Here is a 23,246-nt window from a genome sequence, read left to right as displayed (position 1 = left end):
ATATTCACCTCCTTTCAACGCCAAGTTCATGGAGACGCAGTGGCAGTTGCCGTTGCATTTGACAGCGCGGCAATTTGACTATCCCGCGCCGACTGTTGCAACAAGGCGCTCGCCGTCGCCGGAGGAAGCGCCTGAAGGATTGGCCCCGAAGCATCGGGACTCAAGGACTCAATCGCCCAGGCCGCTTGAGAGGCGGGCATGTGCTCGATGACCTGCGCTGCCGCCGCCGGATCCATCTGGGCGAGAATCTTCGCTTCGGCCGAACCTTGCTTCTCACCGTTGGAGATGGAGGCCAGTTCCGCGCGCAAACTCTTCACCTGATCCTGCAGCGAGGCCGCGTGTTCTCGCGACGCGGACAACTGGTTGTTGAGTGACGCCACCTGCGACTCGAGCGATTGAATCTGCGACCGCTCAATGCTGATGGTCTGCCGCAGGGCCTGATCCTGCGCCGAAACGGGCTGACTGCGTTTGCCACCGAACCAATGCTGCACGTCCTGCCACAGGGGCACCCCGAGCACCACGAGCACAGCGGCAAGGGCGGCGGCTGCCACGACGAGCGGAATGAAGATTAGAAGAAGCATGGTGACCATCCTGCGGCCAAAGCTTGGCTTTTTTTCATCCAACGAATCATGGAGTTGAACGCCCTGTTGGTCCGTGGCGCGCCCGGTGCGCCCGGGGACTGGTTGGCTCTCGCGCGGCGCTCTCGGCGGCGCCGATTCGGGCTTGGCTCGCCCGGTCACCGAAGATCGCTTGGCTTCCATGAGCGCCGTGCCCCCCGCATGACGGCATGTTCATCCAACTCGGCCTGCAGGACTCGTTCTTCGCCCCGCCGCGCCGCGTCGTCAAGGCGCATTCGCAGTGACTTCCATCGCTCCGCCTCGCGATAGCGCGCCTGCAATGCTTCCCTCCTGTATTCCGCTTCTCGCGCGCTCGCCTCGCTCTCCGCAGTCAATTCGCTCTCCTGTTGTTCAAGACGCTTCGCAAACGCCTCCACCACGCCCCAATCTCTCGCATGGCACAGTTCCGATGTGGTCGCAAGCGTTTGGATGAGCCGCGCTTCTGTCTCCCGCAGTCGGTCAGAGACCTCGTTCTGCAGGCGCACAGCGGCGGCGAACTCCGCTTCCGCAATTGTTTGCCACTTCGCGCAAATCGCCTCGTATCGCTTGGCCAACCGATGAATGGACGTGTTCATTGACGTTCCCTCGCAAGATTGATCAATTGCGTGATGGCTTCCTCAAATGCGACGACTTCACCCTTCTTCTGCCTTAGAAATGACAGGATGTCGGGCATCCGCTCGATGGCTTCGTCCACCGCCGGATCGGAACCCTGACGGTACGCGCCAATTCGAAGCAGATCCTCGATTTCTCCATACCTCGCCATCCATTCCCTCAGGCGCTCGGCAGCCAAGCGATGACCATCGGTCGCGATGGACGGGAAGAGGCGCGACAGGCTCTGAAGGACGTCGATGGCGGGAAACTGCCCCCGGTTGGCGAGCGCACGAGAAAGCACGATGTGCCCGTCCAGAATGCCTCGCACCGCATCCGCAATCGGATCGTGAATGTCGTCAGCTTCGACGAGGACCGTGTATACGGCCGTAATGGCGCCCACAGGGCCCGGGCCCGCGCGTTCGAGCAGAACTGGCAGCTTGGCGAACACGCTGGGCGTATAACCGCGGGACGACGGGGGCTCTCCCATGGCGAGACCGACCTCGCGTTCCGCCATCGCGAACCTCGTCAGGGAGTCCATCATCAACGTCACGTCCTTGCCCTCGTCGCGAAAGTACTCGGCGATAGCCGTGGCCACAAAAGCTGCCTTGCTGCGCACGTAGGCGGGCTCATCGGACGTCGACACAATCACGACACTGCGCCTCAGCCCGTCTTCCCCAAGATCGTCCTCGAGGAATTCCCTCACCTCTCGCCCTCGCTCGCCCACGAGCGCAATGACGTGGACGTCCGCCCGTCCGCCGCGAGCCATCATGCTGACCAGCGTACTCTTTCCCACACCGCTTCCCGCGAACAGCCCAATGCGCTGGCCCCGACCGATGGTGAGAAGCGCGTCGATGGCTCGCACGCCCGTTGCATAAGGCGCGCGGATTCGCCCCCGGCGGAGTGGAGAAATGGAGGGTGCGTCCACAGTTCTCCACACCAGTGGGCCGGCCAACGGCCCCCGCTCATCGATGGGCTCGCCGAGCCCATTCAGCACACGGCCCACCAGCCCCGGCCCACAGCGGATGCGGAAGGGTTGGTCCAGAAAGCGCACCGGCGTCCCTGGCGACACGTCCGGCAGCGGACCCAGCGGGACCACATACAGCCGCCCTTCGTGAAATCCGATGACCTCGCCCAGCCCTTCCAGCTCGCCGCCGATGGCGCACAGTTCCCCGAGCGACGCCGTCGGCCCGGTGACCTCGAGCGTGTGCCCGATGATGCGCATCACCCGCCCTGCGCGGCGAACCAAACGCCTTTGCTCGACGGCTCGAATCGCCTCCGCGACCCACCCCGGATCATGCGCCATGAGGCCCCTCCTCTGTGATTTCCGCCAGCACGCGGGATAGCTCGTCCAAACGAGCCTCCACGCGCGCGTCGATCTCGACCCCGTCCGAGGCGATCACACAATCGCCAGGGCTGAGCGAAAGGTCCGGCACGACCTGGACAGCGAGGTTCCCGCCGTGTCGGAGCGAAAGAACTGGGGCCGCCTCGCGAAGCGCCTCGCAATCCGCAGGGTGAACGCGCACGTACACCGTGGAGGCTGCCACGACGTGTCCGAGGAACTCGTCGACCAGTTTGGCCACATCCGCAGACTCAAGCGCCAATTCTCGCTGCAGGATCCTGCGCGCGATCGCGACGACAAGCTGCAGCACAGCTTCGCGCTGATGCACAAGGCGATGCGTGGATTCCCGGCGAAGTTCGTCCGCCAGCGAGTCCACCTGGACCTGAAGTCGCGCGCGCTCTTGTGCGAGTTCGCGCTGCGCCTCCAGCCGTCCCTCTCGGATGCCCTGTTCCCGCCCCTCCCGTTCAGCTGCTTGTGCGCGCCGTTCACCCTCCAGGCGAGCCTCCTCCAGGATGGCGGACGCCTTCTCCATGGCTTCCGCGACGATTTGTTGAGCCCTTCGTTCCGCATCCGCCAGGATATTTGCGGCCACCTGCCCCCAGGCCTCGTCGTCCACTGATGGCTCCCGCATCGACGCCGCAGATTCCGATACTGAATCTGAAATCAGAGCTTCGGTAAAGGCCGGGATCGGGATGGAGTCCGTCAATGGCGCGATCCGGCCTCGTTTGACGACGCTAGACAATGATGTCGTCACCTCCCCCGCGCGACACGACGATCTCGCCCAGATCCTCGAGATGGCGGATCACGCCGACGATGCGCTGCTGCGCGTCCTCGACGTCGCGAAGGCGGACAGGGCCCATGTACTCCATGTCCTCCTTGAACTGTTCCGCCATTCGCTTGGACATGTTGTTGAAAATGACCTCCTTGACGTCGTCCCTCGCGACGCGGAGCGCGAGTTGAAGGTCTCTCGCATCCACCTCGCGAATGACGCGCTGAATGGCCTTCGAGTCGAGGAAAATAATGTCCTCGAAGACAAACATCCGCTTCTTGATCTCGTCGACGAGTTCCGGGTCCCGTTTGGCCAATTCCTCGAGAATGGTCTTCTCCGTAGCGCGATCCACGCCATTCAAAATCTCGACAATCGCCTCGATGCCGCCCGCCTGCTGGTTATCCACGCTCGTCATGGTCGAGAGTTTGCTCTCCAAAATTTCTTCCACCTCAGCCACGACGTCCGGGGAAGTTCCTTTCATGGTCGCAATTCTCCGGGCCACTTCGGCCTGAAGCTCAGACGGCAGGGCGGAAAGAACGGCCGCCGCCTGGCTCGACTCCAGGTAGGCCAACACCAGGGCAATGGTTTGCGGATGTTCGTCCTGCAAAAAGCTCAGAATTTGGCTTGGGTCCGCCTTGCGCGCAAAGTGAAAAGGTCGAACCTGTAAGGACGACGTCAGCCGCGCCAGAACCTCCTGCGCCCCCTGTGCGCCCAACGCCCGCTCCAAAACCTCGCGGGCATAGTCGATGCCGCCCGTCTGGATGTAATCCCGAGCCATGGCGAGATCGCGGAACTCCTCAAGGATAGACTCGCGCTGCTCCATGCCCACCTTGTTGACGTTCGCGATCTCGAACGTGAGCTGTTCCACCTCTTCCGGCGACAAACGCTTCATGACCTGTGCTGCCACCTCTTGGCCCAGCGCGATCATGAGCACCGCTGCTTTCTGCCTCCCGGTCAACGACGACCGCCGCTGCACACCCACCGCCTCCTGTCTCTCTACGGGATGGCGATCGCCTCATTCGGACAGCCATGTCCTCAACAAGCTCGCGAAGTCCTCCGGTCGATGTTGCGCAAGATGCGTGAGCTGATTTCGAAGGACCTCTTCCTGCGTCAACGGCAACTCTTCGAGTGGTTGCTCGAACGTCTCACCCGCCGGAATTTCAATCACCTCGCCAGACGGATGCCGGCGCCGGCGGAAGACCAAGTAACCAACCACGACCAAGGCCGCGAGCAACAGTCCGCCGAGCGCGTACACCCACGTCCGCCCGCCGGGCGCCGCAGGTACGGTTTGCAGCGAGTTGGTGAACGGAACCGCCGACACGCTCACGACATTTTTTCCCTGCGAAGGCGTGGATCCCAGCACGCTCAGCACGAAGTTTCGAATTTGCGCCTGGACAGCAGGGGTGATGCTCTTGTCATTGCTGTTCAACAGCACGCCAACCGAGTAACCCAACACCTGCATTGGATCCGCGGTGGTCTGCTGATTTTGATAGCTGTACGCGTAGTTCGTAATCGTGTTCGACGACGTGGTATTCGTCGCACCGCCGCCCGTTGCCGCGTACGTGCTGTTTAAATTCGGATTGCTTCCCGCTTGTCCAGCCGCACCGCCAGGCGCGCCGCTCGTCGACTGTGATTTCTGGACCTCTTGACTCGTGATAAACCCCGTGCTCGATCCCGGCGCATTGATCAGCGTGTGCGTCGTGGTCTCGGTCTGATTGAACGTCACGTTCGCGTGTACCACGACAACGGCGTTCTGGGCACCCACAATCTGCTGCAGACCGGAGATAAGCGTCTGCTGCAAGTCGTTTTCTAGTTTTTCTCGCATCGCCAACTCCGACGATGCTGCCCCCACAGTGCTCGAGGAACCATTCTGCGCCACATCGCTCGACAGCACATTCCCGTACTGGTCGACGACCGTCACATTACCCACCGTGAGCCCCTGCACGGAATGAGCCACCAACTGTTGAATGCCATAGACCTGTGCGGCCGAGAGCTGCACGCCAGGGCCGAGATCGACGAATACGGATGCCTTGGCGTCCGTCGTTGGCTGAGAAACGAACAGCTGCTGCTCAGGCATCACAATGTGCACCTGCGCCGACTGCACGCCGTTGATATCGCTGATGGTGGTCGACAGGCTCTGTTGCAGCGCGTTGAGCACCTGCAGATTGAACTGATCCTGGGTCTCGCCGAGCGAGGTTGTGATCCCCGAGTACGCGTCGTAGCCGCTCTGGGGAAGCCCCGCCATCGACAGTTGAATGCGCGCTTCGTCCGCGTCGCGCGCGGGCACCAGCACCGCTGTGCCCTGTATCTCGTTTGGGATTTTCAGCGTGTCCAGTTCTTGCTGGACCTGGCCAAGCGATTTATCATCCAGGCCCTCCATGATGGTCACATAGTGCGGCCGAGTCGCCGCGAACACCACCACGAGAAGGGCCACCAGGAGCGCGGCCGCGGCGATCAACAGATTGCGGCGCGATCGCGCTGGAAGCCCCGCCCATTTCCCCCGAGCCTGGGTCCAGATGTTTCGCAGGGCTTCGTTCAACGCATCTCACCCTATCCCCCTCGTGATAGAACTAGATCTGCATGTTCATCAGCGTCGAGTACGCCTGTTGCACGCGCGTGGCCGTCTGCGACAGAAGATCCACCGCGAGCGACGCCTGCGTCTCGGCGATCATCAAGTCTGCAGTGGACACAGGGCCGCCGCTGGCGTATGCCACCGCCAAATTGTCGGCCCTATTCGCCACCTGACTCACCTCGTCGAGGGCCCTGCCGAGGTAGTCAGAAAAACTCATGTTGCCCGAGGAACCGCTCGCCCCGGGCGCCGCACTTCCCAAACTGGTCGTCAGGGTCGTAGACACCGGAACAATCATGGCCACCCTCCTCACTTGCCAATGCCGAGAGCCGTCACGGCCATCTCCTTCGCCGCGTCAAACGCGGTGGCGTTCGCCTGATAGGCGCGGGTCGCCTGGATCATGTCGACCATTTGCGTGGTCAGGTTGACATTTGAACTCTCCACGTAGCCGTTGACCGCATCGGGGTTTGTCGGATCGTAAATCAACTGAAAGGGACTCGTGTCCTGCGTGATGCTCGTCACCTGCACACCCCCACCGATCCCCTGGACGGCCTGTCCCAGCGCCGTCTGAAAGGTGACATTCGTGCCGACGGGCGCGAAGTTCACGATCTCGGCACGATACGGGCCGCCCTGCGGCGTGCGCGTGGTATTGACGTTCGCAATATTGTTGGCGATCACGTTCAACCACAGCTGGTTCGCCGCGAGACCGCTCGCCGAGATGTTCATGCTGCTGTTGTCAAACATGCCACTCAGCTCCCGGTGATGGCCGTCCGGAGGCGATCCAGACGGTCGGAGATGTCCTGCACCAGCGTGTCGTACTTCACCTGATTTTCGGCCATCAACACCATTTCTTCGGTGATGTCCACGTTATTGCCGTTACTGTTCACGGTTGTGGACGTATCGGTGTACACCTGAGGCGTGACGTTTGGCAACGCGGTCAGGTTGTAACTCGGCTGTTCCGCGCCGATGGGAATGTGGGTCTCGCCAAGCGCGTCGGAACCCTCACTCCCGAGAGCGCTCTGAAGCATCGATTCAAACGCCACGTCCTGGCGCTTGTACCCCGGCGTACCTGCGTTGGCGATGTTGTTTGCGTAGACCGCCTGCCGGAGCGTCGAAGCGTCGAGCGCGCTCTGCAACAATTCAAACACCGTCATGGCTCTGTGCTCTCCCCCGACAAAATTCGACGAACTTCAGGTCGAAACTACAAATTCGTCGAATGTGAGCCGAATCCTGCTCGGGGCAGTTAAGTTTTTCTTATGAATCGAGCCCAGAGGTCGCTCAGCGATTACAGGACCAACAAAGATAAAAAAAGGATGGCCCACGGCCATCCGACGTCGTTCCATCACGTTAAAGAATGAACTGACTCAAATCGCGATTTTGCACAATATCGCCGAGCTTCTCATCGACATACGCTTGCGTGATCTTGATCTCGCCGAGGTGAATTTCCGGCGCCTCAAAGGACAAGTCTTCCAGCACTTTCTCGACCAGCGTATGCAGGCGGCGCGCCCCGATGTTTTCGGTCTCCTCGTTCACCGTTTGCGCCATCTCGGCGATGCGCTCAATCGCCTCGGACGTAAACTCCACCCGAATGCCCTCGGTCTCGAGGAGCGCGGTATACTGCTTCATCAGCGAGTTTTCCGGCTCACGCAAGATGCGGATGAAGTCGTCCTTCGTCAACGGTTCCAGTTCCACGCGAATCGGAAACCGTCCCTGAAGCTCTGGAATCAGGTCGGACGGCTTCGCGATGTGGAACGCACCCGCACCAATGAACAGCATGTAATCCGTCTTCACCGCGCCGTATTTTGTCGATACGGTCGAGCCTTCGACAATAGGCAAAATGTCCCGCTGCACGCCCTCGCGCGACACGTCCGGCCCGTGCGATTCACGGCCCGCGATTTTATCCATCTCGTCGATAAAGATAATCCCGTGATTTTCCGCTCGATAGATGGCCTCGGCCGTCACGGCATCCATATCGATCAGCTTCTGCGCCTCTTCCTGCGTGAGCACTTTGCGGGCCTCTCGCACGGTCATCTTCCGCTTCTTCGTCGATTTCGGCAACAGGTTGCCGAGCATCTCTTGGAGATTGCCCAGGCTTTCCGCACCCATGCCCGGCATGAATCCCAGCGCCATGGGGCCCGCCTGCTCCTCGACGTCCACCTCGACGTAGTGGTCTTCAAGCGCCCCCATCAGCAACTTCTGCTTCACGCGCCGGCGTTCCTCTCGCACCTGATCAGACGATGGCTCCTGCGGGCGATCCGCCGAGAATCCCCCGCTGAACAGCATCTCAAGCGGATTCCTCCCGCGCGACCGCGCGCCTGGATCCGGCACCAGCGCTTCAACAATTCGTTCGTTGGCGCGGGTCTCGGCCTCGCTTTTCACCCGTTCCGCGTGCTCCGCCTTGACCATCCGCACAGCCGTCTCCACAAGGTCTCGAACCATCGATTCCACGTCGCGGCCGACATAGCCCACTTCGGTGAACTTCGTGGCTTCCACCTTGATAAACGGTGCACCGACGAGCTTACTCAGCCTGCGCGCAATTTCCGTCTTTCCGACGCCCGTTGGTCCAATCATCAGGATGTTCTTTGGCGTCACCTCGGCCTGCATTTCGGGCGATAGCTTCGACCGGCGATACCGATTTCTCAAGGCAATCGCGACGGCTCGCTTTGCCTTCTTCTGGCCCACGATGTACCGGTCCAGGTACTCGACAATTTCTCTGGGCGTCAACTCTCGCTCACTGGGCATGAGTCATCCCCCTATACCCCGACAGTCTCAAGGACAATGTGGTCGTTCGTGTACACACAAATCTCAGAAGCGATGAGTAGAGACTGCTTCGCAATCTCGGCAGGCTCGAGTTGCGTATTCCGGGCCAATGCGCGACCGGCCGCGAGTGCGTATCCGCCGCCCGATCCGATAGCGCATATGCCGTCGTCCGGCTGAATCACCTCTCCGCCCCCTGAGACGATGAGGAGATCCCGCGAATCCATGACAATCAACATCGCTTCGAGTTTTTGCAGCACTTTGTCAGACCGCCACTCCTTCGCAAGTTCCACGGCCGCCCGGGGCAGGTTCCCTTGAAATTCAACCAGTTTCTTCTCGAACTTCTCAAACAACGTGAACGCGTCTGCTACAGAGCCCGCGAACCCCGCAACCACGCGATCGTGATACAGCCTGCGCACCTTTCGAGCCCCATGTTTCATGACCATGCTGTTCCCAAACGTAACCTGGCCGTCGCCTGCCATGGCACCGCGCCCGTCTCTCAACATCGCAAAGATCGTGGTTCCGTGCATTTCATATGCCATCTTCGCTCGACTCCCGTCCCTGTTTGCCTCGACGTGCACGGGGATGCGCCGCGTAATACGCTCGAGCCAGTTGCTCGCGGCTCGTGTGGGTATAAATCTGCGTGCTCGACAAACTCGCGTGCCCCAACAATTCCTGAACGCTCCGGAGATCCGCCCCTCCATTCAGCATGTGCGTCGCGAACGAATGGCGCAAGCCATGCACATGGACAGAACGAAGACCAGGAACCTCTCCGATGCGCCGAGCTAACACCCGGCGCACGCTGCGGTCGGTCAAGCGCCCTCCGCGACGATGGATGAAGACAGCCGGGCAGGAGGCCACTCGCTCGCGAAGCGGGAGATAGTTTCGAATGGCTTCCGCAGCCCGCCGCCCGATGATCACGTAGCGCTCGCGCCCTCCCTTGCCGAGAACGCGCGCAAAACCTGTGTCCAAGTCGAGATCGGCTACGTCCAAATGCACACATTCGCTGACGCGAACCCCCGTCGCGTAGAGAAACTCCAATAGAGCGCGATCCCGTAGGGTCGAGAAATCGTCGCCCTTGAGGTGATCGAGGAGCGCAGCCACCTCTTCCTCGTGCAAGTAGCGTGGCAGACGCCGTTCCCTCTTTGGAAGGCGAACGTGTTCTGCCATGCCCGGGCGCAACCAACCTCGATCGGCGCAAAAACGCATAAACGTTCGCAAACACGAGAGCCGCCTCGCCACACTCGACTTGGCGGCCCCTTTCGCCAGCAGGTCGCTCGCGTGCATACGCACATCCCGCGTCGAGAGCTCGCTCATACAACGGATGTTACGATGATCCAGCCACTGCCGAAACGCCTCGAGATCCTGCCCATAACTGCGCACGGTGCGCGGGCTGAATTGAAGCGCCGCATCACGCAGGAAGTCCTCAATGGCCATTTGGACCGTTGGACTCACACCCGTTCCAACTCCCTCATCAAAGCCTGGAGATCCTCCAGCGCCCGCGCGGCGTACCGCTCGTAACGAGCCTTCTTATCTTTGACCGGCGGATCGAGTGGCGGAAAAATGCCAAAGGTCGCATTCATCGGTTGGAAGCCTTCGGGCGAGGCATGCGTGATATAGTGCGCCAAACTGCCTATCGACGTGGTTGCCGGGAATTCGAGCGCCTCCTGACCTGCCGCGACGCGAGCCGCATTGATGCCCGCAATGAGGCCAGAAGCTGCGGATTCGACGTACCCCTCGACGCCCGTCATCTGGCCTGCAAAAAACAGCGACCGGCGCGCCTTCGACTGGTACGTGGGAAGGAGCGCGACCGGGCTGTTGATATACGTATTCCGATGCATCACTCCGTATCGCACGAATTCAGCCTGTTCAAGTCCAGGGATCATGCGGAACACCCGCTTCTGCTCGCCCCACTTCAGGTGCGTCTGAAAACCCACCATGTTGTACAGCGTAGCGGCCGCATTGTCCTGCCTCAGTTGCACAACCGCAAACGGACGCTTCCCCGTCTTGGGATCGCGGAGGCCGACCGGCTTCATGGGGCCAAAAAGCAGCGTCTGTTTGCCGCGCTTCGCCAACGTCTCGATGGGCATGCAACCCTCGAAGTACCGCTCCTCTTCAAAATCCTTCAGCTCAGCGCACTCCGCATGGACGAGGGCGTCGTAAAACGCATCAAATTCCTCTTCGGTCATGGGGCAGTTGATGTAGGCAGCATCGCCCTGATCGTATCTCGACTGCAGGAACACCTTCGACATGTCGATGGATTCCTTGGTGACAATGGGCGCGGCAGCATCGTAGAAATACAGATCCCCATGTCCCACGAGCTGGCGGATGTCCTCGGATAACGCCTGAGACGTGAGGGGGCCCGTTGCAACAATCGTGACGCCATCCTTCGGGATCTCTTCCATTTCGCGACGAATGACCTTGATGTTCGGATGGTTCGAGACGAGTTCCGTCACACGCTGCGAAAAGCCGTCTCGGTCGACGGCAAGGGCGTTACCGGCCGGTACGGCGTGCGCGTCCGCGGCCTGGATAATCACCGAATTGAGCCTGCGCATTTCCTCCTTCAACAGACCCACGGCGTTCGTGATACTGTTGGACCTGAGCGAATTGGTGCACACAAGTTCCGCGAATCGGTCAGTGTGATGGGCTGGCGTCATATGAACCGGGCGCATCTCGTACAGCGTGACCTCAGCACCTCGATTCGCGGCTTGCCAAGCCGCCTCCGATCCAGCCAGTCCCGCGCCGATCACCGTGACACGAGCCACGCTGACACCTCCTCATTTCGCCTGTGCCTGTGTCTCCAACGCCGAGTGAGCCTTTTCATTGCTGCACACGACGACGGTCTTCCCCTTGCCTCCCTTTTCAATCATGGGGTGACCGCAGATCGGGCACGTCTGCCCCGTCGGGCGCTGCCATAGCACGTAGTCGCATTCGGGATACCCGCTGCACCCGTAAAAGACTTTTCTCGACTTCCCTCTGCGCTCCACGAGCGGTTTACCGCACTTCGGACACGGCACAGGAATTTCCTTCAGGATGGGTTTCGTATTTCGGCACTCTGGGAACCCGGGGCACGCGAGAAACTTTCCGTACTTCCCCGTCTTGTACACCATCAGACGGCCGCATTTTTCACAGCGGACATCCGACACCTCATCCTTCAGCTCGACATGCCCCAGGGCGCTTTCCGCCTTCTTTAAATCCTTCTCAAAGTCATGATAAAACTGATCGAGCAACTGGATCCAGTTCGCGTCGCCCTCTTCGACCTTATCCAACCTGTTCTCCATGTCGGCCGTAAACGACACGTCGATGAGCTGCGGAAAGTGATCCTTCAGGATGTTCACCACGATTTCCCCGAGTTCGGTCGGGACAAACCGCTTCTGCTCCAAAACAACGTATCCGCGCTTCAACAGAATGTCGATGGTCGGCGCGTATGTGCTCGGCCGGCCAATCCCCAGCTCTTCCATCGCCTTGACGAGAGACGACTCCGAGTAACGCGGAGGCGGCTGGGTGAAATGTTGTTCCGGCTTCCAAGACTTCACCTGAACGACATCGCCCTCTTCGAGAGGCGGCAGCAGCTTACCCTCCTCTTCCTCCCCGTCGTCATCACGTCCTTCGGTGTAGAGCGCCATGAATCCAGGAAACCGGACCACCGAGCCCGTCGCGCGAAACCACGCGCCGTTCGCCTCGAAATCGACCGATGTCGTGTCGAGCACGGCCGACTCCATCTGGCTTGCGACAAATCGCTCCCAAATCAGCTTGTAGAGGCGATACTGATCGCGCGACACGTGTTCCTTCAACTGATCAGGATGGCGCATCACGGAAGTGGGACGAATGGCCTCATGTGCGTCCTGAGCGTCCTCGTTCTTGGCATACTGCCGTGGACGATCCGGCACGTAATCTTCACCAAACGACCGCCGAATGTATGCCCTCGCTTCTTCCTGCGCGGACTGTGCGATGCGCGTGGAGTCGGTTCGCATGTAGGTAATCAGACCGACCGTTCCTTCTCCCGGCACATCGAGACCTTCATACAGCTGTTGCGCAATTTGCATGGTCTTGTACGCGCGAAACCCCAGTTTACGAGCGGCTTCCTGCTGAAGGCTGCTCGTGGTGAACGGCGCCGCCGGATTTCGCTTGCGCTCCGACTTCTTGACCCGACGAACCACCAGCGAATGGCCTTCCACGCGAGCCAACAGTTCCCGCACGGCCGCTTCGTTTGGAAGCGGTGTCTTTTCCTCGTGATAACCGTAAAACCGCGCCACCAGCTTCTTCCCATGCACCTGGCCATGCGCATCGACGGTCCAATACTCCTCCGGTTGAAACGAACGAATTTCATGCTCGCGATCGACGACGAGTCGTAACGCAACAGACTGCACCCGGCCGGCCGACAGGCCTTTCTTAACCTTTCGCCAGAGCAACGGGCTCAGCTTGTACCCTACAAGTCGGTCCAAGATTCGCCGAGTCTGCTGCGCGTTGACGAGATCGCGATTAATTTTTCGAGGGTGCTGAAACGCCTGTTTGACAGCATCCTTGGTGATCTCGTGAAAGACGACACGGCAATCGTCGTCAGGGTTCAAATCGAGAAGATGCTGCAGGTGCCAAGCGATTGCCTCTCCTTCGCGGTCAGGGTCGGCCGCGAGATACACTTTTTTGGCTTTCTTGCTCGCCTCTCGAAGCGCTTTAATGACGTCACCCTTGCCGCGAATGGTGATATATTTCGGTTCAAACCCATGTTCCACATCGACGCCGAGCTGGCTCTTCGGCAAGTCGCGCACGTGGCCCATGGAAGCTTTCACGGTGTATTTGCTCCCCAAATATTTCCCAATCGTCTTCGCCTTGGCAGGCGACTCGACGATGACCAGATAGTCTGACACGCCACGATCCTCCATTCGTCGCAGCCTTGGCAAACCCTGTCCTTGGTTCAAACCATATTATCACCGCGATCCTTTCCTTTGCAAACCATACGCATGTGGCCCCGTGGGACCCGTTCATGGTCAACCGACCTTCGGTGGGTAGAGCGAAAGTTCCAGTTGTGCTCCCCACGACGTGAATGGTAACGTGAAGGCAGAGGCGGGTCGCGCCGTCCATCCGTTGGCAAGGTGGTTCATATCCTTATGAAAATAGGTACGCACCATGGAAAGTTCCATGCAGATGAAGTGTTTGCTGTCGCCATTCTGCGAACCATTTATCCAGACGCCGTTATCGTGCGAACGCGAAACAAGTCCATTCTGGCCAAGTGCGATCTCGTCGTTGATGTCGGCGGCGGGCCGTACGATCACCACACTGTGCACAAAACACACCGCCCGAACGGAATTCCCTATGCCGCGGCAGGCCTCATCTGGCGGGATTTTGGAGATCGGTTTCTAACGGCGCTCGGCGTCGAACGCGAAGAAGATCGCGCCTTGGTGTGCAACAACATCGATGACAAACTGTTCCAGGCCATTGACGCGATCGACAACGGCATCGAACTCGAACGCGACATGCGCATTAAGGGGATATCGGAACTCGTCGGTTCGTTTAACCCCACTTGGAACTCGCAGGAAGACGAAAACCGCGCATTTGAACGGGCATTGGAGTTTGCCACGCAGATCCTCATGAACTACGCCAACCACGAGATCAGCAGAATACAGGCGACCGAAATCGTGAAAACGGCGTATGCGGCGCGGAAAGAGCCTGCGCTCCTGGTCTTGCCAACTTGCTGCCCGTGGACGGAAACACTCCTCGAGATCGATCCATCTGGAGAAGTGTTGTACGTCGCCTTTCCGGACAAGACGGGCCAATATCGTCTGCAGGTCGTCCCGAAAGGCCCTGGGACCTTCGAAGCGCGAAAACCGTTGCCGAGCGAGTGGGCGGGAAAAGAAGGGGAAGAGCTCGTGTCCGTCTGTGGCGTGGAAGATGCAGTATTTTGCCATCCTGCGCGGTTCATCGCTGGCGCAGAGAGTTTGCACGGTATCTTACAAATGGCAGAAGAAGCACTGGCAGCCGAGCCGTCCAACCCTTGACGTCGGCGCAACGCCCGAAAACGCGCAAGAGCCAGGGTTCGGCATCTAAGCGACCTGGCTCTTGTCAGCGCTCTGTTATTTGGCGAAGACGAGATGACCGATTTCCGCGATCACGGGCTGCTGCCAGACCCAGCTCCCGGCGGGCGTTTCGGAGGGATTGTAGAACACCAACGCGCCCGGGACGATATCGTCCCCCTTCAAGACGTCGAGAGCAGCCTGTACGTTCTGCGCATTCGGCTGAGAGTAAATATAGCCATTCGCGACGCTTTCAAATTGGTAGTGGCCGTCACTGACCTGAAATACAACCTGTTGCACCGTGCTCCCGTATCCACCTGCGGCGATTCGATGCATGATCACGTCGCCAACAGCGATTTGCGCCTGAAGCGACTCGCCACCGGCTTCCGCATGAATCACATGCTCTAGCCAGTACAGGTCACTGGACGACGCGGAGGTGGATGCGGCAACATGGGCCTGTAGCATGTGTGAAGTCTGCGCTAAGCCAACCGGAACCCGGACGGTGGATCCAATCGGAAGATTCAGGGGATCGACAGAGGGATTCGCAGCCAACATCTCTTTCGTGGAGATGCCGAACCGTTTGCCAATGAGGAACAGCGTGTCGCCCGACTTGACCGTGACGTTTTGAACCTCTGGGATTTGCACCGACGAGCCAATGGGCAGATTCTGCGGGGTCACGTCTGGGTTTGCGTCTTCCAACAACTGAACGGGAAGGTCGTGCGCCTGTGCGATAGTCCATAGTGACTGCCCAGGCTCCACGGTGGTGGTTGCCGCGAACGCGGAGGAAACGCCAACCCCTGCCGTCAACGCCATGGCGCATCCCGCGAGACACCAAGATCGAAAACGCATGTCATCCATCCTCTCGTTTTCCGCCTCCGAGGTTAGTTGTCGGGTTCGGGTAACGAGTCCCCTTCGCGCCCTGTGACGCGTTCACCCCAAGGCCCGAGGCCTTTCATCCCCCGTACGCGCGCGTGCGCGATTCGGCAAAGTCTTGGACGACGACCATCATACCAACCTGACTGTCGCGCGAAAACCCAAACTTGTTGACATCACAGGTGACTTCTGCTCTTTCGCCTACCCCGTTCCATTGGCCTTGTGTTGCGACACGAATACCAGTGTGCCGTACCCGGTGAGTTGCCACACCCGCTCGGCTGCTGCAATCGGAAGCTCCACACACCCTGCGCTCTGAGGCCCGCCATAGACAGTCCGAGGGAAGCCGTGAATGGCCTGTTCTCCGTAAAAGAAGCTGACATACGGAACATGTTCCACCCGGTACGGGCGACCGCTTGGCCCTCCCCCCTGCATGGTCTGTTCACGATTGCGCAGGAAGATGACATGCAGACCAGGTTGTGTAGGAGCTGATGGAAGCCCCGTGCTGCACAACGTTTGGAAGACCACACCGCGGCCATCTTCCCACACGCAAAGCCGCTGTGGAACAGCTTGATCCACCATCACCAAGCGATACGGTTGCGCCGTACGCAGATGAAGCGCCATGGCAAGTTGGAGCATTCGGCGCACGCGAGGCCCCGCATAGCCATCCACGCGCAGGCCATGGTCCGACTCGAAGCGCATGACCGCACCTTTCGTGATCTCGGTAAATTGATTTGGATCCCACGTTCGCCGTAACACAGGGGGCAGGTCGGACGAATTCCAGGTCCAGGCGCCCAATGGGGCATGTGACCAGTCCTGAGCATACAGGCGGTCCGTGGGCATTACGCAGTGATAGGTGAATGGCAAGTAACCCAGTTCTGCAAGAACCACGTGCAATACCCAGATGTGCTCGCCGCGATCGCCCACAGTCCATACAGACTGCGCTGCGGCGTGCGTTTCCGAATCACTCGGGCGCTCAGCATGGTTCCACCTTCCCAGCGTGGCTCCACAAGACTCGGGAAGACACAACCATGCGCATAAAACCGCCCAACTCATCGCCAGCAACGAAGGGAACAACCTAGAACGGCGATATCCTTGCATACCATCGCCCCCAATCCCATGTGTAGGATGGGCGGCGAGGAACGTAAATAACATGCCATTCATTGGCTTATCCATCACTGGCGAAGCTCGCGGGCCGAAGATGGTACGTTCCGTCGGGCAGTCGTTCAACCATCCGCGCAAGTTCCATCTCGAGCAAGGCGCCGAACACGTATCCGGCGTCCAACTCGGCGACAATCGCGAGTTCTCCTGCGCGGATGGGCTGGTGCCGACCTAACGCCCGATAGCACGGTTCAAGGTGCGCAGGAACTTTCCCCACATGCTGTTCACGAACGCCCGCTTCTCCGGGCCACAGGTCACTAGGGTCAACGAGTGGGATGGCACCGTCAAACATCAGCCTGTTCACTCCGCGACTGGCTCGCGACGTGATGGGCCCCGGCACAGCGTACACGTCCCGCCCCAACTCGAGCGCATACTGAGCGGTGATCAGAGCTCCGCTCCGGTCCCCCGCCTGGACTACGACGACCGCTCCACTTAGCGATGCAATTAATCGGTTTCGCTCGGGAAAGTGATATTTGCGAACAGGTGTACCTGGTGGGTATTCGCTGACAAGCGCTCCGGAGGAAGCGATTTGGTCGTACAGGCGCCGATTGGACGGCGGATAACATCGGTCAATACCACACCCGAGCACGGCGACCGTATCGCCTCCCATCTCAAGGGCAGCAGCATGCGCCGTCGCATCGACGCCCAGGGCAAGTCCCGAGACGATGACCGCCTCCCGTCGTGCCATCTCGCCGGCGATCCATCGCGCCGCTTCCATACCATAACCTGTCATGCGCCGCGTCCCGACAATTGCGAATGTCTGCCGCTCCGCGACAAGAAGTTCCGCCCGCCCGCGCACAAACAAGGCTATGGGCGGGTCCGCGAGCTGCAACAGGCGGTCCGGATAGTTCTTCGCACCACGCCCGATCACGACAATGCCCCGCGATGCCAACTGCCGCTTCAGGTGATCTGGACAAGGCAGCGTTCGCCGCCAGGCGTCCATGCGACTCACCTGAGCGTCTTCCACTCCCCCGCTTGCCGCCCAGTCCCCCACCTGCGCCTCGTGAAATGCCCGAATCCCGCCAAAGATACGCACCAGCCGCCGCAGGGTGCTCGGCGCCAACCCTGGACAGAGCGACCACAGAATTGCGAGTTCCTCGTCGCTCACAGGAATCCCTCCATGCCTTATTGACTGTCATGGTATCCTCGTTCGCTGGCTCCGTCGATGACGCAAAGAAAAAAGAGTTCGCTTGCAAGAACAAGCGAACTCTTTTTTCTTTGGGATACGATGTACGGGACTGCTCAAGACTTGCAGCGTTCCAGGAGTCCCCGCTCTTCGAGCACCTGGTACAACGTGGAACCCATCTCTGATGGGGTCGGAGCCACGCGAATCCCGCATTCCTTCATCTTTTCGATTTTGGATTGCGCTGTACCAGAACCACCGGACACAATTGCGCCAGCATGCCCCATGCGCCGCCCCGGAGGCGCTGTTGCGCCAGCGATAAAGCCCACGACCGGCTTCTTCATGTTCGCCTTGATCCACTCCGCCGCGTCTTCTTCCGCCGATCCGCCGATCTCGCCGATCATAATCACGGCTTCCGTATCCGGATCGTCATTGAACATCTTCAAGACGTCGACGAAGTTGGTCCCATTGACCGGATCGCCGCCAATTCCGACGGCCGTCGACTGGCCGAGTCCCAGTTGCGTCAACTGGTACACGGCTTCGTAGGTCAGCGTACCCGAGCGGGACACGACGCCGATTTTTCCCGGCGTATGAATATATCCGGGCATGATGCCGATTTTGCACTCGTTCGGCGTGATCACGCCAGGACAGTTTGGCCCAATCAACCGCGTCTTCTTGCCCTCCATGTACCGCTTGACTTTCACCATGTCCAGAATCGGAATGCCTTCCGTGATACACACGACGAGATCCAGGCCAGCCGCCACCGCTTCCATGATGGCATCAGCCGCGAATGCAGGCGGGACGTAAATCACCGAAGCGTTCGCCCCCGTCTCGCGCACTGCCTCTTCGACCGTGTTGAAGACCGGCAGCCCTTCAACCTTCGTGCCGCCCTTGCCTGGGGAGGTGCCACCGACGACCTTCGTGCCGTAGGCTAGCGCCTGCTGCGTGTGAAACAAACCGGCAGATCCCGTGATGCCCTGTGTAATGACGCGCGTTTCCTTGTTCACCAGAATGCTCATCGCGAGTGTCCCTCCTCAGACCAGCGCCACGATCTTTTGGGCCGCATCAGCGAGTGAATCAGCCGCCACCAACTTGAGACCCGATTCGTTCAAGATTTTCTTGCCGGCCTCGACGTTCGTACCTTCCAGACGAACCACGAGCGGCTTGTCCAAGCCCACCTGCTTGGCCGCGGCGACGACACCGTTCGCGATCACGTCGCACTTCATGATGCCGCCGAAGATGTTGACAAGAATCCCCTTCACCTTCGGATCGGACAGGATGATTTTAAACGCCGCCGTTACCTTTTCTTCGCTCGCGCCTCCGCCCACATCCAGGAAGTTGGCAGGCTCGCCGCCGTAGTACTTGATAGTGTCCATCGTGGCCATGGCCAAGCCTGCGCCGTTGACCATGCATCCGATGTTTCCGTCAAGCGCAATGTAACTCAACCCGTATTTCGACGCCTCAATTTCCTTCGGATCCTCTTCATCTTCGTCGCGCAGGTTCACGATTTCCGGATGCCGGTACAGGGCGTTGTCGTCGAAGTTCAGCTTGGCATCCAGCGCGATGATATCCCCCTCCGCCGTCAGCACGAGCGGGTTAATTTCCGCGATGGAGCAATCCTTTGCAACGTACGCGTTGTAAAGCGCCATCATGAATTGGGCGGCCTTCTTCACCGCATCCTGAGGCAGTTCTAGTTTGTACGCCAGGTTGTTTGCCTGGAACGGCGTGAGTCCCGTCAGAGGATCGATGGTTTCACGGAAGATTTTTTCAGGGTGCGTGGCGGCCACCTCTTCAATTTCGACGCCGCCTTCCTGGGAAGCCATCATCACGAGGCGCCCCTGGGAACGATCAAGGACGAGTCCTATGTAGTACTCCTTCTGGATGTTCGTCAGCTCTTCGATGAGAAGTCGACGTACAATTCGACCTTGCGGTCCCGTCTGGTGCGTGACGAGGCACTTGCCGAGGAGCTCGCGGGCGTTCGCCTCCACTTCCTCCAGCGATTTCGAGACTTTGACGCCGCCCGCCTTGCCGCGCCCGCCTGCATGAATCTGAGCCTTCACCACGGCCTTTCCGCCAAGTTCCTTTGCCGCTTCCACGGCCTCTTCGACCGTGAAAGCCACTTTCCCGCGCGGGACTTTGACGCCAAATTCAGCCAGGATGGCTTTCGCTTGATACTCGTGGATGTTCACGATGTCCGTCCTCCTTTGTCCCCCTACGGATACGGCGCACAAAAAAACCGGACAAACGTTGCCATGGCGTCTGCCGACCTTGTGCCATCTATCAGGATAGAACTTCGCGGCACGTTTGACAACGTCTTGACCGGTTGAGACGATGAAAACGCATACAGAAAACCTTGACAAATTCTTGACATTCTATCTATAACGCGCTGTGAAGCAGACTGCACAAATACGAAAACGCAAACACGCCGACGAGCGCGCCGAGAAGGCGCATCGCCGCTCGATCCCTTACTACATGAAGGATGACGCCAATGGCCAGCGCGAGGGTGTCGGCGAAGAGGCTGGCGACGAGCGCATTATCCTTCCACGGAACCGGCGTCAGCCCGAAAATCGCGAGAACCACGGACGCAGCAGCAAGGACTATGGCGCTTCCTCGAAGAATCAGGTAGTCCTCCCCGACAGGCCGTATGCCGCGATGCCGACGATGACGCCGCTTTTGATATGCGCGAAAGTCAATCACCTGCCCGCGGCGACCCTCAGCGTCCCCTCTCGCCATCCGTTTCCTCGGGTTCTCCATGACGGCTCCCTCCTGAGACTCGCCATACCTCGACGATGCGAACGAGATTCTTCCCTACATTATGGCTCATGCACCGAGAAATTGCTATACGTAGGTTGTGAAAAGTTCCGAAAGCGAGGCGAAGCACGTGTTGGGTGATGCACTCGGCGCCATCCGCCACGGAGCGGATGTCCATCTTGTCCGCGTCCAGGCCGACGTCGGCCCTGGATTCCCTCGGTTCACCATCGTCGGCCTTCCCGACTCGTCAGTCAGTGAGGCCAAGGCGCGCGTCCGGTCCGCGTTTCATCACGCGGGCCTGCCCTTTCCCAAGGGCAGGATCACCTTGAATCTTCAGCCTGCAAGCCTCAAGAAACAAGGGTCTTGGCTCGACCTCGCGATGGCCGTCGCGATCCTTCGCGCATCGGCGACACCACCCATCCCGCGGGACGAGACCGTCTTCGTCGGCGAACTCGCGCTCGACGGCACCATTGTTCCCCAACAAGGACTCAGCGCCATCGGACTTCGCATGCGCGACGAAGGACTTTCGTCTCTTTGTGTGAGCGCGGATCAGTCACTGCCGTGGCCGTTTGACGACATGTTTCAAATCTCCCGCACGTCTAACCTGGCTGATGTCGCGGTCATGCTACGCCAGAACCAAGTCCGCGGCGTGGTGTCGTCTTCCCGAAGCGCCAAGCGTGTCGCAGAAGACCGCCGGGCACCTCTGCTCTGCGGGCATCAAGTGGAGCAAAGATTGCTCGCCATCTGTGCCGCTGGTCGGCACTCGCTTCTGCTGGTCGGATCGCCAGGCGTCGGCAAGACCACGCTTGCGGACTCGCTGTCGTATCTTCTCCCCGACCTGACGGAGGAACACGCACTGGAAGTGGCGGCGTGGCAGGAAATTACAAATCCAACCTACGCCTTTTCTCTTCGCCCGCCGGTGCGCAGACCTCATCACAGCGTTTCTCAACGAAGCCTCTTAGGAGGCGGCAGATTCGGAATGCCTGGAGAAGCCACGTTGGCACATCACGGCGTTTTACTGCTGGATGAGATGCTGGAGTTTTCGCACGCCGTGATCAATGCGCTTCGAGAACCCATGGACACTGGTGTCATCGAATGTACCGTAAACGGCAAGCTCACCCGGTTCCCTGCTTCCTTTCAGCTCATCGCGACGGCCAACCCCTGTCCGTGCGGGTACCGTGGCTATGGAGATTGCTCATGTGCCGAACTGGATGTCAGAAGATATTGGATGCGCTGCCCCGGACCCATCCTGGATCGAATCGACATGGTTCATCACGTGAACCGCCAGACCAATGTCGGACAAAGAGGGGATCCACTCGACACCTGGGCCGAGAAGGTGCGAAAAGCCAGAACACTCCTACAGGGCGGATCGTCGGTTCTGACAAACGACGCCAAGCACCTGTTGTGGCGCACGTGTGAGCGGCTTCATGCATCCGAGCGAGATCGAGCAAAAGTCGCGGCACTCGCCACCACCATCGCCGCACTCGACGGACGCCAGGAAGTATCGAGCCCTGATATCGAAGAGGCCATCGCCTGGCGACGGCCGGGATCGCTGTCCCCATCGCGCAACGCCGCGACGTGACAGCATACAGGCATAGGTGGCGCTGTTTGACACAAGTTATATCCACCAAGGGGATTTGCACAGAAAGGAGGTACGGCATGTGTTGCGCGAGATGGGAGTAACGTTCATGGCCACACTTGCATGTACTGCCGGCTTCAACGATGTCATGCCTCTTGCACGCGCAAACGCGGGTAGCCCGGCAAAGGTCGTCTATTTGACCTTCGACGACGGACCCAGCCAGCGTTACACGCCCAAAATCCTCGACATCCTGCACAGCCAACACATCACTGCGACATTTTTTGTGGTGGGTTATCGATGCGAACAATTTCCCTCTTTGGTCCGAAGAATACAAGAGGATGGACACGAAATCGGAAACCACGGATTCTCGCACTTCGACCCTAAAAAACATGCACTGAACGAGGTCATCCTCGACATCCAAAAGACCGATGCAGCCGTTTGGAACGCTTGCGGCACCAAGCCCGTGTATTACAGACCTCCGTATGGTTCCATCAACGCGTCCGAGGTCGAATGCGTACAAAAGCTCGGCCACCCCATTGCGCTGTGGACCGTCGACTCGATGGACTGGAAGGCAAAATCGGCAAGCGCGATTGTTGCCCAAGTGGAACAGCACGCGCAGCCGGGTTCCATCATTTTGTTTCATGATGGCATTAGCTCGAGTCGCCTCACGGTCGAGGCCATGCCGCGCATCATTCGCGACCTGCGTCGAGCTGGATACACGTTTCAAATGCTCCCCATTCGCGATTCAATGCGGATACAGGCGCTCGTGCCGAAAGCCGACGACGACTCCATGCTGCCATGTGACACCCACGACGTCCAGCGCCACCGCCGACCACCGGTCGGAACGCGCAGCATAGGCCGTCAAGGCCGCGACTAGCCTCGCGATCTGCGCCGGGCGCAGCGCGCACACGCTGTCGCCCTCGATGGGTGACGTGCGCGTCTTCACTTCGACAGCGACGAGCTCGTCTTCGTTTTCCGCAACCAGGTCCAGTTCGCCAAAACGAGTTCTCCAATTTTTCTCGATCACGTGCCAACCCAGGCAACGCTCGAGGTATTGTCTTACAAACGATTCCCCGAGTGCGCCCAGTTCACGCCGCCCGAGCTGCACA

At 59.5% G+C, this 23,246-nt stretch carries 23 protein-coding genes, 1 pseudogene and 1 riboswitch; of the genes and pseudogenes, 3 read left to right on the top strand and 21 right to left on the bottom strand.

What is annotated here, in order from left to right; genetic code table 11:
• Positions 1-26: 26 nt before the first annotated feature.
• From AMA01_RS05455 to topA, 14 genes are all read right to left on the bottom strand, one after another.
• Entirely contained in the window at positions 27-761 is a 735-nt protein-coding gene (locus tag AMA01_RS05455; protein WP_067848530.1) for a MotE family protein, read from the bottom strand.
• A complete protein-coding gene (locus tag AMA01_RS05450; protein ID WP_067848527.1) occupies positions 737-1,192 on the bottom strand; it encodes a flagellar FliJ family protein in 456 nt (151 codons plus the stop codon). Before AMA01_RS05450 ends, AMA01_RS05455 begins: the two co-directional genes overlap by 25 nt.
• Positions 1,189-2,511, bottom strand: a complete 1,323-nt coding sequence (locus AMA01_RS05445; RefSeq protein WP_067848524.1) for a FliI/YscN family ATPase — start codon at positions 2,509-2,511, stop codon at positions 1,189-1,191. The genes AMA01_RS05450 and AMA01_RS05445 overlap by 4 nt, the downstream gene beginning before the upstream one ends.
• On the bottom strand, positions 2,501-3,163 hold the full coding sequence (locus AMA01_RS05440; protein ID WP_231862831.1) for a FliH/SctL family protein: 663 nt from the start codon (positions 3,161-3,163) through the stop codon (positions 2,501-2,503). Before AMA01_RS05440 ends, AMA01_RS05445 begins: the two co-directional genes overlap by 11 nt.
• 118 nt (positions 3,164-3,281) lie before the next feature.
• The gene (fliG, locus tag AMA01_RS05435) at positions 3,282-4,292 is read right to left on the bottom strand and encodes a flagellar motor switch protein FliG (RefSeq protein ID WP_067848519.1); all 1,011 of its coding nucleotides are present in this window, start codon (positions 4,290-4,292) and stop codon (positions 3,282-3,284) included.
• 39 nt (positions 4,293-4,331) lie between these two features.
• Positions 4,332-5,855, bottom strand: a complete 1,524-nt coding sequence (gene fliF / locus AMA01_RS05430) for a flagellar basal-body MS-ring/collar protein FliF (protein WP_067848516.1) — start codon at positions 5,853-5,855, stop codon at positions 4,332-4,334.
• Between the two features lie 31 nt (positions 5,856-5,886).
• Positions 5,887-6,183: a flagellar hook-basal body complex protein FliE gene (locus AMA01_RS05425; protein ID WP_067848513.1), complete on the bottom strand. Its 297-nt coding sequence runs from the start codon at positions 6,181-6,183 to the stop codon at positions 5,887-5,889.
• Positions 6,184-6,194: 11 nt separating this feature from the next.
• Positions 6,195-6,629, bottom strand: a complete 435-nt coding sequence (gene flgC / locus AMA01_RS05420) for a flagellar basal body rod protein FlgC (protein WP_067848510.1) — start codon at positions 6,627-6,629, stop codon at positions 6,195-6,197.
• Positions 6,630-6,634: 5 nt separating this feature from the next.
• A complete protein-coding gene (gene flgB / locus AMA01_RS05415; RefSeq protein WP_067848505.1) occupies positions 6,635-7,039 on the bottom strand; it encodes a flagellar basal body rod protein FlgB in 405 nt (134 codons plus the stop codon).
• Between the two features lie 193 nt (positions 7,040-7,232).
• The gene (hslU, locus tag AMA01_RS05410; RefSeq protein WP_067848501.1) at positions 7,233-8,627 is read right to left on the bottom strand and encodes an ATP-dependent protease ATPase subunit HslU; all 1,395 of its coding nucleotides are present in this window, start codon (positions 8,625-8,627) and stop codon (positions 7,233-7,235) included.
• 11 nt (positions 8,628-8,638) lie between these two features.
• Positions 8,639-9,184 carry an ATP-dependent protease subunit HslV gene (gene hslV / locus AMA01_RS05405; protein ID WP_067848497.1) on the bottom strand — a complete coding sequence of 182 codons (546 nt, stop codon included), beginning with the start codon at positions 9,182-9,184 and terminating at the stop codon, positions 8,639-8,641.
• A complete protein-coding gene (locus AMA01_RS05400; protein WP_067848492.1) occupies positions 9,174-10,097 on the bottom strand; it encodes a tyrosine recombinase XerC in 924 nt (307 codons plus the stop codon). Before AMA01_RS05400 ends, hslV begins: the two co-directional genes overlap by 11 nt.
• Positions 10,094-11,407, bottom strand: a complete 1,314-nt coding sequence (trmFO, locus tag AMA01_RS05395; RefSeq protein ID WP_067848489.1) for an FADH(2)-oxidizing methylenetetrahydrofolate--tRNA-(uracil(54)-C(5))-methyltransferase TrmFO — start codon at positions 11,405-11,407, stop codon at positions 10,094-10,096. The genes AMA01_RS05400 and trmFO overlap by 4 nt, the downstream gene beginning before the upstream one ends.
• 12 nt (positions 11,408-11,419) lie before the next feature.
• On the bottom strand, positions 11,420-13,510 hold the full coding sequence (topA, locus tag AMA01_RS05390) for a type I DNA topoisomerase (protein ID WP_067848484.1): 2,091 nt from the start codon (positions 13,508-13,510) through the stop codon (positions 11,420-11,422).
• 240 nt (positions 13,511-13,750) lie between these two features.
• Between topA and AMA01_RS05385 the strand changes: the two genes are divergently transcribed.
• Positions 13,751-14,638, top strand: coding sequence for an MYG1 family protein (locus tag AMA01_RS05385; RefSeq protein WP_067848481.1), 888 nt, complete (start codon positions 13,751-13,753; stop codon positions 14,636-14,638).
• Positions 14,639-14,713: 75 nt separating this feature from the next.
• Here the strand turns inward: AMA01_RS05385 and AMA01_RS05380 are convergent, their stop codons facing one another.
• From AMA01_RS05380 to AMA01_RS05355, 6 genes are all read right to left on the bottom strand, one after another.
• Positions 14,714-15,502 carry a cell wall hydrolase gene (locus AMA01_RS05380; RefSeq protein WP_067848477.1) on the bottom strand — a complete coding sequence of 263 codons (789 nt, stop codon included), beginning with the start codon at positions 15,500-15,502 and terminating at the stop codon, positions 14,714-14,716.
• 5 nt (positions 15,503-15,507) lie between these two features.
• Positions 15,508-15,649: riboswitch (cyclic di-AMP (ydaO/yuaA leader) on the bottom strand.
• 78 nt (positions 15,650-15,727) lie between these two features.
• Positions 15,728-16,366 carry a L,D-transpeptidase gene (locus tag AMA01_RS14035; protein WP_376738332.1) on the bottom strand — a complete coding sequence of 213 codons (639 nt, stop codon included), beginning with the start codon at positions 16,364-16,366 and terminating at the stop codon, positions 15,728-15,730.
• A 325-nt stretch (positions 16,367-16,691) separates the two neighbouring features.
• Positions 16,692-17,792, bottom strand: a complete 1,101-nt coding sequence (gene dprA, locus AMA01_RS05370) for a DNA-processing protein DprA (RefSeq protein ID WP_067848472.1) — start codon at positions 17,790-17,792, stop codon at positions 16,692-16,694.
• 134 nt (positions 17,793-17,926) lie between these two features.
• Complete coding sequence (gene sucD, locus AMA01_RS05365) at positions 17,927-18,826, bottom strand: succinate--CoA ligase subunit alpha (RefSeq protein ID WP_067848470.1); 900 nt, start codon at positions 18,824-18,826, stop codon at positions 17,927-17,929.
• A 15-nt stretch (positions 18,827-18,841) separates the two neighbouring features.
• The gene (gene sucC, locus AMA01_RS05360; protein ID WP_067848467.1) at positions 18,842-19,996 is read right to left on the bottom strand and encodes an ADP-forming succinate--CoA ligase subunit beta; all 1,155 of its coding nucleotides are present in this window, start codon (positions 19,994-19,996) and stop codon (positions 18,842-18,844) included.
• 187 nt (positions 19,997-20,183) lie between these two features.
• Complete coding sequence (locus tag AMA01_RS05355) at positions 20,184-20,561, bottom strand: hypothetical protein (RefSeq protein ID WP_067848463.1); 378 nt, start codon at positions 20,559-20,561, stop codon at positions 20,184-20,186.
• Positions 20,562-20,688: 127 nt separating this feature from the next.
• On the opposite strand from AMA01_RS05355, the gene AMA01_RS05350 reads away from it, so the two are divergent.
• Positions 20,689-22,140, top strand: coding sequence for a YifB family Mg chelatase-like AAA ATPase (locus AMA01_RS05350; protein WP_067848461.1), 1,452 nt, complete (start codon positions 20,689-20,691; stop codon positions 22,138-22,140).
• A 79-nt stretch (positions 22,141-22,219) separates the two neighbouring features.
• Positions 22,220-23,014 carry a polysaccharide deacetylase family protein gene (locus AMA01_RS05345; protein WP_231862829.1) on the top strand — a complete coding sequence of 265 codons (795 nt, stop codon included), beginning with the start codon at positions 22,220-22,222 and terminating at the stop codon, positions 23,012-23,014.
• Here the strand turns inward: AMA01_RS05345 and AMA01_RS14250 are convergent.
• Positions 23,000-23,245: pseudogene (locus AMA01_RS14250) on the bottom strand (YraN family protein); the annotation flags it as partial. The gene AMA01_RS05345 and the pseudogene AMA01_RS14250 overlap by 15 nt on opposite strands.
• Between the last annotated feature and the right edge of the window lies 1 nt (position 23,246).

Source organism: Alicyclobacillus mali NBRC 102425 (assembly GCF_001570745.1).
Classification (GTDB): domain Bacteria; phylum Bacillota; class Bacilli; order Alicyclobacillales; family Alicyclobacillaceae; genus Alicyclobacillus; species Alicyclobacillus mali.
The sequence above is the reverse complement of the archived record's forward strand: the minus strand, read 5'-3'. Positions and strand labels throughout refer to the sequence as shown.

Bases quoted from the DNA above. Each gene is read 5' to 3' on its own strand.
- hslU (WP_067848501.1), bottom strand. From the start codon at position 8,627: ATGCCCAGTGAGCGAGAGTTGACGCCCAGAGAAATTGTCGAGTACCTG.
- AMA01_RS05455 (WP_067848530.1), bottom strand. From the start codon at position 761: ATGGAAGCCAAGCGATCTTCGGTGACCGGGCGAGCCAAGCCCGAATCG.
- flgC (WP_067848510.1), bottom strand. From the start codon at position 6,629: ATGTTTGACAACAGCAGCATGAACATCTCGGCGAGCGGTCTCGCGGCG.
- AMA01_RS05445 (WP_067848524.1), bottom strand. From the start codon at position 2,511: ATGGCGCATGATCCGGGGTGGGTCGCGGAGGCGATTCGAGCCGTCGAG.
- AMA01_RS05425 (WP_067848513.1), bottom strand. From the start codon at position 6,183: ATGATTGTTCCGGTGTCTACGACCCTGACGACCAGTTTGGGAAGTGCG.
- hslV (WP_067848497.1), bottom strand. From the start codon at position 9,184: ATGGCATATGAAATGCACGGAACCACGATCTTTGCGATGTTGAGAGAC.
- sucD (WP_067848470.1), bottom strand. From the start codon at position 18,826: ATGAGCATTCTGGTGAACAAGGAAACGCGCGTCATTACACAGGGCATC.
- AMA01_RS05385 (WP_067848481.1), top strand. From the start codon at position 13,751: ATGAAAATAGGTACGCACCATGGAAAGTTCCATGCAGATGAAGTGTTT.
- AMA01_RS05450 (WP_067848527.1), bottom strand. From the start codon at position 1,192: ATGAACACGTCCATTCATCGGTTGGCCAAGCGATACGAGGCGATTTGC.
- AMA01_RS05380 (WP_067848477.1), bottom strand. From the start codon at position 15,502: ATGCGTTTTCGATCTTGGTGTCTCGCGGGATGCGCCATGGCGTTGACG.
- AMA01_RS14035 (WP_376738332.1), bottom strand. From the start codon at position 16,366: ATGCCCACGGACCGCCTGTATGCTCAGGACTGGTCACATGCCCCATTG.
- flgB (WP_067848505.1), bottom strand. From the start codon at position 7,039: ATGACGGTGTTTGAATTGTTGCAGAGCGCGCTCGACGCTTCGACGCTC.
- AMA01_RS05355 (WP_067848463.1), bottom strand. From the start codon at position 20,561: ATGGAGAACCCGAGGAAACGGATGGCGAGAGGGGACGCTGAGGGTCGC.